This is a genomic window from Proteus sp. ZN5 (genome assembly GCF_011046025.1).
GTDB lineage: Bacteria > Pseudomonadota > Gammaproteobacteria > Enterobacterales > Enterobacteriaceae > Proteus.
This window is the reverse complement of the sequence record NZ_CP047639.1, coordinates 2,962,707-2,974,765: the sequence shown is the minus strand read 5'-3', so window position 1 is coordinate 2,974,765 and position 12,059 is coordinate 2,962,707. Positions and strand designations below refer to the sequence as shown.

General features: G+C 37.9%; 8 protein-coding genes and 1 pseudogene. 2 read left to right on the top strand and 7 right to left on the bottom strand.

The genetic code is table 11. The annotated features are described in order from the left end of the window. The first annotated feature begins 160 nt into the window (after positions 1-160). Positions 161-1,981, top strand: coding sequence for a SulP family inorganic anion transporter (locus tag GTK47_RS13695; protein WP_165124087.1), 1,821 nt, complete (start codon positions 161-163; stop codon positions 1,979-1,981). 118 nt (positions 1,982-2,099) lie between these two features. On the opposite strand, the gene GTK47_RS13690 is transcribed toward GTK47_RS13695, so the two are convergent. Next, positions 2,100-2,873 carry a YciC family protein gene (locus GTK47_RS13690; protein ID WP_165124086.1) on the bottom strand — a complete coding sequence of 258 codons (774 nt, stop codon included), beginning with the start codon at positions 2,871-2,873 and terminating at the stop codon, positions 2,100-2,102. Between the two features lie 434 nt (positions 2,874-3,307). Here GTK47_RS13690 and ompW point away from each other — a divergent pair, with 434 nt between their 5' ends. Beyond that, entirely contained in the window at positions 3,308-3,961 is a 654-nt protein-coding gene (gene ompW, locus GTK47_RS13685; protein WP_165124085.1) for an outer membrane protein OmpW, read from the top strand. A 674-nt stretch (positions 3,962-4,635) separates the two neighbouring features. On the opposite strand, the gene GTK47_RS13680 is transcribed toward ompW, so the two are convergent. The 6 genes and pseudogenes from GTK47_RS13680 to GTK47_RS13650 all read right to left on the bottom strand — a co-directional run bounded on the left by GTK47_RS13680 (position 4,636) and on the right by GTK47_RS13650 (position 11,792). After that, positions 4,636-4,950: a BON domain-containing protein gene (locus tag GTK47_RS13680; protein ID WP_165126655.1), complete on the bottom strand. Its 315-nt coding sequence runs from the start codon at positions 4,948-4,950 to the stop codon at positions 4,636-4,638. Between the two features lie 275 nt (positions 4,951-5,225). Then, the gene (gene trpA / locus GTK47_RS13675) at positions 5,226-6,032 is read right to left on the bottom strand and encodes a tryptophan synthase subunit alpha (RefSeq protein ID WP_165124083.1); all 807 of its coding nucleotides are present in this window, start codon (positions 6,030-6,032) and stop codon (positions 5,226-5,228) included. Then, a complete protein-coding gene (trpB, locus tag GTK47_RS13670) occupies positions 6,032-7,222 on the bottom strand; it encodes a tryptophan synthase subunit beta (RefSeq protein WP_036937130.1) in 1,191 nt (396 codons plus the stop codon). Before trpB ends, trpA begins: the two co-directional genes overlap by 1 nt. A 39-nt stretch (positions 7,223-7,261) precedes the next feature. Beyond that, complete coding sequence (gene trpCF, locus GTK47_RS13665; protein ID WP_165124081.1) at positions 7,262-8,617, bottom strand: bifunctional indole-3-glycerol-phosphate synthase TrpC/phosphoribosylanthranilate isomerase TrpF; 1,356 nt, start codon at positions 8,615-8,617, stop codon at positions 7,262-7,264. A 4-nt stretch (positions 8,618-8,621) separates the two neighbouring features. Continuing rightward, positions 8,622-10,215 (bottom strand): annotated as a pseudogene (gene trpD / locus GTK47_RS20545) (bifunctional anthranilate synthase glutamate amidotransferase component TrpG/anthranilate phosphoribosyltransferase TrpD). Next, entirely contained in the window at positions 10,215-11,792 is a 1,578-nt protein-coding gene (locus GTK47_RS13650) for an anthranilate synthase component 1 (RefSeq protein WP_165124075.1), read from the bottom strand. Before GTK47_RS13650 ends, trpD begins: the two are co-directional and overlap by 1 nt. Positions 11,793-12,059: the final 267 nt, after the last annotated feature.

The following is a 12,059-nucleotide window of genomic DNA, read 5'->3' as shown; positions in this document are numbered from 1 at the left end:
AATCAACACAATTGCATTTATGTAAAATTAAAACTCAAGCTTGAGTTATGAAAGAGGATTTAAAGATTACTCTAGTATATGATTCATTAACTCATCATTATCACCCGCCACTTTTTGATGAATGCATAAATAAAAAAGTATTTCTGATAAGAGGAAATCAATGAACGGAAAAAGAATAATAAAATGGATGCCAGGATTAGGCTTATTATTTAACTATAAGCGTGAATATTTTGGCTATGACTTAAAAGCAGGGCTTTCGGTAGCTGCTGTTGCGTTACCTGTTGCCATTGCTTATACCGAGTTATTAGGCATTAATGCTATTGTTGGATTATATGCCTGTATTTTCCCCATGATTATTTATGCATTATTTGGTACTTCTCGCCAATTAATTACAGGGCCTGATGCTGCAACGTGCGCTGTGATTGCCGCCGTTGTTATTCCATTATCTGCGGGTGATGAGAATGCGAGATGGCAACTTGCGATTATTATGACGGCAATGACGGGATTTTGGTGTATTTTAGCCAGCCACTTTCGATTGGGGGCTTTTACTGATTTTCTGTCTCGTCCGATCCTTCAAGGGCTATTAAATGGCGTTGCTATCACCATTATGGTGGGGCAAATTAGCAAAGTATTTGGTTTTGATACTTCGCCCGACCACCTAATTGAAAGGCTAATTGAAGTTCCGTTTCGATTAATGGATGCACATTTACCTACGGTATTGATGTCAGCGATAACACTCGCTTTATTATTAGGCATTCGTTATTTTCGTAGCCGATGGCCAGCACCCTTAATTGCTATGGTTGTGATGACTTATCTTAGTTGGCAATTTGATTTAGCAAGTTATGGTATTGCTATTGTGAATAAAGAAGCGGGAAATGTTGACCTATTTTTACCGGTAGTCTCGATGAGTGGGTTTCATCCCGGTGTATTACGAGAATTATTGGTTCCATCCATAAACTTGGCTGTCATTAGTTTTGTGAGCTTTATGATGACAGCCCGCAGTTTTGCTAGCAAAAATGGTTATGATGTTGATGCGGACCAAGAATTAAAAGCATTAGGTATCGCGAATATTGCGGCAGCGCTTTCTCAAGGATTTGCTGTAAGTGCTGCAAGTAGCCGTACCGCAGTCAATGATTCTGTTGGTGGTAAAACACAATTAGTTTCTATAATCGCAGCACTGGTAATTCTGCTAGTGCTATTATTTATGACTGATTTCCTCGCCTATATTCCATTATCTTCGCTAGGAATTGTATTGATTTTTTCTTCATGGTCCTTGCTGAGTATCCGCCACATTTGGTCTTATCGTAAGCGTAATAAACAAGCATTTACCTTGGCATCATTCACCTTATTAGCTGTGTTATTAGCAGGGTTGATTAACGGTATTGGCTTTGCGGTTTTATTAGGTTTACTACAATTTTTACGTATTGTTTTTCGTCCGAGCGATCAACTATTAGGTGTTGATGAACAAGGTATGGTTCACTCAATGAATAAGGATAATGGTATTGAACCTATCGATGGCTTAATGATGTACCGTTTTAATTCACCACTAACTTATTTTAATGTGGGTTATTTTAAAAAGCGGGTGCTTCAACTTGTTGATAGCGCACCTCAACGACCAGCATGGTTAGCCGTAGATGCGGCTGTAAGCTTTACCTATGACGATGTCAGCGTGTTTGCTGCTATTGATGAACTAATACGGGAATTGCGAATAAAAGGCGTTAAATTAGTTTTAGCAGGGCGCAGAACGGAATTAAATCGCTGGATTGAGCGTAATAGAATTTCGCTAAATGAAGATGACTTAATTATCGCTCCCGATCTCTATTTTGTGATCCGACTTTATCAAAGCCGGCAGCAGATCAAAGAAAAACAGAAAGAAGCAAGAAAAGAAGCATTAAAGCAAGAAGCTGAAAGCCAAGAAGCAGAGGATAACGGAGCGTTGATATCAGAAGTGCCGACAGAGGGTCATACATCAACACCTTAAATATTCTAGTAAATTTTATAAGCAGTGCTAAGTAAAAGTAAAATCCCGTGATAAGTAGTTCACTTATGCACGGGATTTTTTATTGGTAAATTTTGTAGATCGCTATGTTTTGAATAAATTAGCGTGTTTGTTGCGTTGTGTATTTGTTTTCAACCAACATAAACAAACGAAATAGGTAAATAATTATCCACGCTGAAGCCATATTTTTCAGAAAATAGAATAAGAAGTTATGGATAAGATCAGGCAGTTGAATTGTAAGATTACTCACAAAACCAATACCAAACTGCAATAAGATCCAAATACCTAAAGCAGGAATAAGGGAGCCAGACTCACTAAACCCAATCTTCCAACCTAAACGTATTGCGCTTCCCATATTTTGTTGGCGAACTAAGACAACGGGCGCTAATGCAAAACCGATTAGCAAAATGATGCCAGGAATAATCATCACCATAAAACCTGCGCTAATTAAAATAGAGCACAGAACAATCAGTAAAAACATTTTTGGTAAGCGAGGTAAACATGCGTTAAATGTTTGACCAAGAGTGACGTTGTGACCTGTAGAGATTGCCATAGCGAACATCAATAAGGTTAGCACCAAGATGCTTTGCTGTAGTGTTTCAAATGCATACAGTGATAACACTTTTTTGGCGATACCCACGACACTGTTTGACATTGCTTCTAATTCAGCAGGAGAAGTAGAAGAAAGCTGTGTATTTTTAAAATTAGCCACAAATTCAATCATCAATTGGTACTCTTGAGGATTAGGGCCAATTAAGACATGAACTATCGCTAAAACAACAGCAAGGATAGCGGAAAGGGTAACAATGCTACGTCGTTCATTCTTATAAAAATTCAGACTGTCTCGGTAGATTGTGCGTGCCGTGGTAGGCATGAAACTGCTCCTATAAAAATAGACTGTGTCAATGCGCGCTATTGTACCTTCTACAACAGCAAAAAGGGATATTTTCTCTTACTTCTCTTATTTGGTTTTTTTCTTGATGTTAATAATCAAAATATCCTCATTGTTTAAAATAAAACAAACATCACATTAACATAAAAATAACTTTATTTTTATATGCATCTTTTTAGGATGTTTTTTTATTCAAAAAATATTACTAAGAATAAATTTAATTATAAGAAAAAATTGTATTAATGAGTAATTTGATATGGATCAATTATAAATAATCGTATTGATAAATAATAAAAAGAGAAATAACACTTTCTGCAAAAATAATTCCAAAGTTGTGATCAGTATTAGATCATAATTATCAATAAATGGTTATATTTTTAGCGGAGATTTTACTTATTACAGGAATGGGTTAAATAATGAAAAAACTTTCTGCGCTTATTTTAGCGGCTGCAACTCTTGCGCCTTCTATTTCTTTCGCTCACCAAGCGGGTGATTTTTTATTCCGTGCGGGTACTGCAACTGTTCGTCCTAATGCGGGTTCTGATACATTATTAAACGGACACTTTGAAGCAAATAATAACACTCAATTAGGTTTAACCTTTGGGTATATGATCACTGATAATATCGGTGTTGAATTATTAGCAGCTACACCATTTGAACATAAAGTAACATTAACTGGTGTTGGCGAAATTGCAAAAGTTAAACATTTACCACCAACATTAATGGCACAATACTACTTCGGTAATGCAGAAGATAAATTGCGTCCTTATTTAGGTGCAGGTCTTAACTTTACCACTTTCTTTGATGAGAAATTTACTAATAATCCAGCTGTAGGTTCAGGACCTGGAGGATTAGGTTTAAATAGCCTTGATCTTAAGGATTCATGGGGTTTTGCAGCACAAGCAGGTTTAGATTATAACCTCGATAAAAACTGGATGCTGAATGCGTCTGTTTGGTGGATGAATATCGAAACTGATGTTAAGTTTAAAGATCGTGATGGTACTAATTATAAAGTTGATACACGCCTAGACCCATTTGTATTTATGTTTGGTGTGGGTTACCGTTTCTAATTATTCTTTTAAAGAAAGAATATCTCATAATGAAAAGCGAAGATTATCTTCGCTTTTTTATTTTTTAAATTTTGAGTAAAACCTTTCATTTTTAGATTATATAAAATCTGTAATTTATTGTTGGATACATCATTTATGGGTAATTAAAAATAGAGATAAATAGAAAAAGATGTATTTTAAATAAAGCAATTAATATTAAAAAACAAACAAAAGATGTATTTTATATATATCTTTTATTTTTGCCTTTTTAATAAGGTAAAAAAGTCTATTTTTATTTATTAAAAACGAATGACCTTTTAATAAATAAAAGAGAGTATTAATTAGGTGTATTTAAAATACATCTTTAATTTGATTTTAGTAAAAGTGCTTTACCTACAAATAGATAAAAGAAAGTAAAAGAAGAATAAAAGAGAGTTTAGATTAGCGATTTTGATAAAAATAAGAAGGTTGAGTTTTAATCACTAAATGATTAGTGATACTTCTTAATTGCTCTTTTTATGAACGGTTATTAAGGCTGGGTAAAAATAACCTTTTTTTAATATATTGGCATTTTTTATAGAAATTGATCTGCTTTATGATAAAAGCAAATGTTGAGAGTGAAATACTTGGCAAAAAAGACCACCAAAAGGTGGTCTAAAAAGTAAGGCTAAAGGAAGACTAGAATAAAGAGGGGATCAGCGAATAACCATTGAGTTGATAACGCCTTTTACACCTGTAACTTTACGTGTTGTTTCAATGGCGCGATTAGCATCCGCTTGAGAAGAGACGAAACCACTTAGTTGAACTTTACCCTTAAATGTCTCGACGCTAATTTGTGTTGAATTAAGATTTTTTTCACCGATTAGTGCAGTCTTAACCTTGGTGGTGATCACTGAGTCATCAAAATAACCCCCAGTACCTTCTGATGTTGCAGTAGGTGAACATGCAGATAAAGTGAACGCCAGAAGTAACGCTGCCATAACAGCAGATATTTTTGCCCATAGTTTCATCATAAAACTCCTTTTAATCACATTATTGATTGAGAATTTTTGAAAAGAAAATATAAAGCGCTTTATCAAGTATGTGCAAAAAATAGAGTTTTGCCAAATTTTCATCAATGTTGTTCAAGTCTCTTAAAATAAGAGAAAAGGGAGTATTACACCATTTTATGCGGATTAAGCAGCAAAATAAGCAATAAAAAGCGTGAGCTAATTAGTGTGGATTTCGGAGTAATCCGCTTAGAAAAATAGCAGGCTATTCTTCTAAGGCGGATCAAATGGGAAGGTTAGGCAATGGTTGCCGCTTTCATTTCTTTAACAAACTGAGTGAGTGCTTTAAGCATGACATCTGGTTGGTGTAGGTTGTTCTCAATAATTTGCACAACTGCTGATCCTGAAATTGCACCAGCCGCGCCATTGGCAATCGCTTCTTTCACTTGTTTAGGCTCTGAAATTCCAAATCCTTGTAATGCTGGAGGGGCATTATAGGTTTTTAGTTTGTCAGTAAGATGTGTCAGCGATTGTTCTGCACGTTTATCTGTACCTGTTACACCAGCTCTGGAGAGTAAATAGGTATAACCTTTACCTGATGCTGCTAATTCTTGTAAAAGTTCATCGTCAGCATTAGGAGGGCAAATAAAAATAGGACTGATATTTGCACGCTGTGCTGCTTCACGGAACTCTTTTGATTCACGCAAAGGTACATCACCAATTAAGATAGAATCCACACCTGCCTGCTCGCATTTACCATAAAAATTATCAATGCCATTACTAAAAACAAGGTTGGCATAAACTAATAGACCAATAGGAATATTGGGATGTTTTTTACGTACACTTGCTAAAAGTGCAAAGCAATCAGTAGGGGTTACACCTACATTCAGTGCTCGTAAATTAGCTCCTTGAATGGTAGGGCCATCAGCAAGTGGATCGGAAAAGGGAATGCCTATCTCTAATGCATCTGCGCCACCTTCAATTAACGCATCAATTATTTGTAATGACAGTTCAGGAGAAGGATCACCTAATGTGATAAAAGGAACGAATGCGCCTTGCTGTTTTTGTGCTAATGCTTCAAAGCATACTTGATAACGGCTCATTAGATTTCTCCTCTTGCTGCTAAAATGTCGTTTACAGTAAAAATATCTTTATCGCCACGACCGGATAAGTTCACGATTAATAACTGTTCTTTGTCAGGATTTTGTGCAATTAATTTCAGTGCATAAGCCAATGCATGAGAAGATTCTAAAGCCGGAATGATCCCTTCACGGCGAGAAAGTGCTTTAAATGCTTCAATGGCTTCATCATCAGTAACAGAAACATAATCAGCACGGCCAATGCTATTTAAATGTGCGTGCTGAGGCCCGACAGATGGGAAATCAAGACCTGCTGAAATTGAATAGGACTCTTCAATTTGTCCTTCATCTGTCTGCATAATTGGGGATTTCATACCAAAATAGATCCCTAATTTGCCATGTTTCAGTGGTGCGCCATGTTCACCGGTTTCAATACCTTTACCTGCGGGTTCAACACCAATCAATTGCACCGAAGTTTCTGGGATAAAGGAAGCAAATAAACCGATAGCATTAGAGCCACCACCAATACAAGCGATGGCAGCATCAGGTAGACGACCTTCACGCTCTAGAATTTGTGCTTTGGCTTCATCACCAATCATACGTTGAAACTCACGGACAATTGTTGGATAAGGATGAGGACCTGCCGCCGTTCCTAATAAGTAGTGTGCGCGGTCGTAACAACCAGACCAGTCACGTAATGCCTCATTACATGCATCTTTTAAGGTAGATGAACCACTGTGAACAGGAATAACCTCTGCACCCATTAAGCGCATACGAAATACGTTAGGCGATTGGCGCTCGACATCTTTCGCACCCATATAGATACGGCATTTCATATTAAGCAATGCACAGGCTAAAGCAGTTGCAACACCGTGTTGACCAGCTCCCGTTTCTGCAATAATTTCAGTTTTACCCATCCGTTTTGCTAGCAAGGCTTGGCCTAATACTTGGTTAGTTTTATGTGCACCACCATGCAGTAAATCTTCACGTTTTAGATATAAACGAGTTCGAGTGCCTTCTGTTAAATTACGGCAAAGTGTTAATGCCGTTGGTCTGCCCGCATAGTTTTTTAATAAATCTTGGAATTCTTGCTGAAATGACGGATCGTTTTGCGCATCAATAAAAGCTTGTTCGAGTTGATCCAATGCAGGAATTAAGATTTCAGGTACATATTGGCCACCAAATTCGCCAAAGTAGGGGTTAAGTTTTCTCATTGTGATGTCATCCTGTTTAAAATTTTATTTTTGTGAAATTTAGTTTAGCTGTAATTGTGCAAATACTTGATTCAGGCGTTGTGCATCTTTTATGCCAGGAGCCGATTCTACTCCGGAGTTAAAATCAAGCCCGATACAGCCTGTTTTAACCGCTTCTAAACAGTTTTCACTGTTAAGACCACCTGCAAGTAATGCTTTTTCACGTAATCTGTTAGGAATTTTTTGCCAATTAAATGTTGTTCCTGTGCCACCCGTTCCGTTATCAAGTACATATTTATTAACGAGTTCAACGGGGTGAAGATCAGTATGGTTTGCCATATTTATCGCTTGCCAAATTTCACAATTAGGTTGGATTTTCTGGTGAAGTTGCTCAATAAATTGCGCATCTTCTTGTCCATGTAATTGAATGGCAGATAAATTAAGTTTTTCGGCATAATCACAAATAAGCTCAATAGGCTGATTTTGAAACACACCCACAAATGCTAAAGGAGCTTGTGTTATTAATTCTTGTGCTTGTGACAACGTCACCTTGCGTGGGGATTTCTCTGCGAAAATTAGCCCTGCATAATAAGCGCCTGCTTGATAAACCGCTTTTACATCTTGTGTACGAGTTAACCCGCACACTTTATGCTTTCCCAAAATTAGCGCTCTCACTGCTTGGTCGATATTGTCTTGTGACATTAAAGCACTACCTACCAGAAAACCATTAGCATATTGGCTTAATTCTTGGACTTGCTGGTGGGTATGAATACCTGACTCACTGATCACGATTGCATCTTTGGGCAATCCTTGGCTTAACTGCTGGGTACGAGCTAAATCGATAGAGAGATCACGCAAATCACGATTGTTAATACCAATAACTTTGGCATTAAGATTGATGGCACGTTGACGCTCTTCTTCTGTGCTTACTTCGGTTAATACACCCATATTTAATTGATGAGCAACAGCTGATAGTGCACGATATTGCTCATCATCTAAGACAGATAGCATTAATAAAATGGCATCTGCTTGATAAAAACGAGCCAAATAGATTTGGTATTCATCAATAATAAAGTCTTTACACAAAACGGGCTGATGAACTGCTTGGCTGACTTGACGTAAATAATCAAAGCTCCCTTGAAAATATTTTTCATCAGTTAATACAGAAATTGCAGCAGCATAAGGCTGATAAATTTTTGCAATCGTCGCAGGATCAAAATCAGCACGAATTAAGCCTTTTGACGGTGAAGCTTTTTTACACTCTAAAATAAAGACAGTATTAGGCTGAGTTAATGCCTGATAAAACGAACGTGTTGACGGCGCTATTTGATGCACAAATTCTGATAGCGGTTGGTTTGCTTTACGTACAATCAGATATTCAGCTTTATCTTTTACAATGGCGTTTAATACAGTCATGCTCTTATCCTCTTGCTGCTAATGCAGTTACACGATTTATTGCTTTACCGCTATAAATGGCGTGCATAGCAACTTCAGTATTTATTTTTAAATCTTCTTGCCCATGTAAACGCATTAATAAAGCGACATTTGCGGCGACAGATTCGGTATGTGCTCTTTTTCCTTCACCATGTAGCAAGTCTGCCAATAATTGACGGTTTACTTCAGGTGTACCACCTTCTAGATCAGTAATGGCACAAGGGCGAAGACCAAAATCACTTGGTGTGAGTTCATAACGTGTAATTTCACCATTACGTAATTCAGCGACTTGAGTGGGCGCATGTAATGAAACCTCATCCATTCCACCACTGTGAACAACGGCAGCGCGCTCATAGCCTAAAACTTTTAATGTATCTGCAATTGGCATCAATAACTCTGGGCTATATACACCAATTAACGCTAATGGCGGGCGAGCAGGGTTAATTAAAGGGCCTAATACATTAAATAATGTGCGTGTTTTCAGTTGTTGGCGAACAGGAGCAGCAAAACGAAAACCACTGTGATACTGAGGTGCAAATAAAAAGCATAAACCCACCTCATCCAATAATTGGCGTGCATCATCAGCACTTCTGTCTAAAGGGATACCAAATGCCGCTAATAAATCAGAAGAGCCGGAGCGACTGGATACGCTACGATTACCATGTTTTGCAACTTTGATACCGACTTCAGCGGCAACAAATGCGCTTGCTGTAGAAATATTAATACTATTAGCGCCATCTCCCCCAGTGCCGACAATATCGCAAAAAGTGTAATCAGGGCGAGGAAATGGTTGTGCATTTTCAAGTAATGCACGCACTGCGCCAGCGATTTCTTGAGGATGTTCACCGCGCATTTTCATACTGATCAAAACGGCCGCTAATTGTGATTCCGTTAACTCACCGCGAATAATGGCACTAAACAGTGATTGGCTTTCTTCTAGTGTTAACTGTTGTGCGCTAAATAATTTATTGAAGATAGTTTCCATTTTATTCGTCTCCTTTAGGAGTTAATGCCCATGCGATTGTTTTTTCTAAAAGTTGTGCACCTTTTGTGGTTAAAATTGATTCTGGGTGAAACTGAAAACCACAAGTTTTATGTTGACGGTGACGCACCGCCATAACGGTGTTATCGCACCAAGCATTAATAATGAGTTGTTCTGGAACTTGTTCTCCTGAAAGCGAATGATAACGAGCAACGGGTAAAGGGTTAGGTAAATTCACAAACATTTCGCTGTTATCATGTTCAGCTAATGTCGCTTTCCCATGTAAGATTTCTCCGCATGAAGAAACTTTGCCACCGTAAGCCTCAATAATGGCTTGATGACCTAAGCAAATACCAATCACAGGTAATGTGCCTAATACACGTTTTAACAGTTCAGGCATACAACCTGCTTGTGAAGGTGCTCCTGGTCCCGGAGATAACAGTAGAATCGGGTTATCTAGCTCACTTAGTTTTTGTTCAATAAAATCGGCAGTGACGCTATTGCGATAAATCACAACGTTATTGCCAAGGCTACGTAATTGATCGACAAGGTTATAAGTAAATGAGTCGATGTTATCGAGCAGTAAGATAGTTGCCATTAGCAAGCCTCCTGCAGTTGTGTATCTGTATGAGCTTGTAAAATAGCGTTGATTACAGCCTGTGATTTATTGCGTGTTTCTTCAGCTTCCATTTGAGGATCTGAATCAAGCACAATCCCAGCACCGACTTGAATAGTTGCAATATTATTTTCAACATAAGCAGAGCGAATAACTATGCAAGTATCAAAATCACCTGCGCCAGTAAAATAGCCGATAGCGCCACCGTAACTACCACGTTTTGTTTTTTCATAACGAGCAATTAATTGCATTGCACTGACTTTAGGTGCACCCGACAACGTTCCCATATTCATACAGGCTTGATAAGCATGGAAAATATCTAAGTCATCACGTAGTTTGCCTACGACTCTTGAAACTAAGTGCATGACAAAAGCGTAACGGTCAACTTTTGTTAATTCCGCAACATAACGGCTGCCTGCTTGGCAAATACGTGCCAAATCATTACGCGCTAAATCGACTAACATTAAGTGTTCAGAAAGTTCTTTCGTATCAGTGCGCATCTCAAGTTCAATTCGACTGTCTAAATCTGCATTAATCGAACCATCTGCATGACGTCCTCTTGGGCGAGTTCCTGCAATTGGGTAGATTTCAATTTGTCGATCGTTTGTTTGATATTTCAATGCACTTTCTGGTGATGCACCGAATACTGTGAACAGCGCATCTTGCATATAGAACAAATAAGGGCTTGGATTTTTTTCTTTCAACACTTGATAAGCCGCAAGTGGTGAAGGACAAGCAACTTGAAAGCGACGTGATGGAACAACTTGGAAAATATCACCACGACGAATATAGGTTTTCATTGCCTCAACGATATCGCCATAACCTTTATCATCCATATTGCCTTGTACTGTTGATTCTGTAGCTGTTAAAGCGCGGCGAATAGGTTGCTTTAATGGTTGTTTGACCAGCGAGATTAACTCAGCTTGTCGCGAAGTGAGGCGCTGACACTCAGCCTTGTCGTCAGTAAAAGCAATGGAAATTAACTGACTATCTTTATTCTGATGGTCGATCACAATTAATTGTTCTGCTAAGTAAAAGCAGTAGTCAGGGCATGAAAAAACCGTGTCTAATTCAGGAATAGGTTCAAATCCACTGACTAAATCGTAAGCAAATAAACCACCAACAAAAATAGCATTAGCATCTTTAGTGTCTTTATTAGCAAGAAAGAAGCGTAAAGCATCAAATACGCTGGCTGATTTTAATTTGCTTTCTTCATCAATATCTTGTGCAGGTGCTGAAAAAGTAAAAACACACTGTTTATCGCTCTCTTGTGTTAAGAAAGCTTTTTCTTTTAGTGCGATTTTTAATGCAGGCAATAAAGCTTGTCCATTAACGCTTAATGCATCAATAGTGACTTGATTTTTTACTGCACTGATACGCAGTGCGCTATCAACAATTAACAAACTTTTTAAGTTTGCTTTCGTGTCAACTTGTGCAGATTCTAACAATAGTGTGTGATGCTTGTTTTCACATAATGTATTGAAAAGTAAAGCGGGTTCACTGTGGTAAGGCAGTGGCGTTGCCTTGGTTTTAAATGAGAATGCAAGTGATGTATTCATTATTATTGCTCTTTATTATTTTTTACTAACTGTTTTTAATGCATAAAAAAACCCGCGTAGGCGGGTTTTAGATATCACTGACGTAAAGCCGGAGATCAAACCGCCCATAAAAGAGTATTGCGCCACCAAAGAGCGATAAGACGTTGATTGATATTCATAAGATCTCCTTACAGCTAACGACAGATAATAAGTTAATAGACTAGCTCGTGTTGTGTACTAGTAAACTGGATTGCGTTAGGTTCGTCAAGTACTTTATGGCATACTCTT

Coding starts and splice junctions, on each gene's coding strand:
- GTK47_RS13695 (WP_165124087.1), top strand. CDS start 161: ATGAACGGAAAAAGAATAATAAAATGGATGCCAGGATTAGGCTTATTA.
- GTK47_RS13690 (WP_165124086.1), bottom strand. CDS start 2,873: ATGCCTACCACGGCACGCACAATCTACCGAGACAGTCTGAATTTTTAT.
- ompW (WP_165124085.1), top strand. CDS start 3,308: ATGAAAAAACTTTCTGCGCTTATTTTAGCGGCTGCAACTCTTGCGCCT.
- GTK47_RS13680 (WP_165126655.1), bottom strand. CDS start 4,950: ATGAAACTATGGGCAAAAATATCTGCTGTTATGGCAGCGTTACTTCTG.
- trpA (WP_165124083.1), bottom strand. CDS start 6,032: ATGAGCCGTTATCAAGTATGCTTTGAAGCATTAGCACAAAAACAGCAA.
- trpB (WP_036937130.1), bottom strand. CDS start 7,222: ATGAGAAAACTTAACCCCTACTTTGGCGAATTTGGTGGCCAATATGTA.
- trpCF (WP_165124081.1), bottom strand. CDS start 8,617: ATGACTGTATTAAACGCCATTGTAAAAGATAAAGCTGAATATCTGATT.
- GTK47_RS13650 (WP_165124075.1), bottom strand. CDS start 11,792: ATGAATACATCACTTGCATTCTCATTTAAAACCAAGGCAACGCCACTG.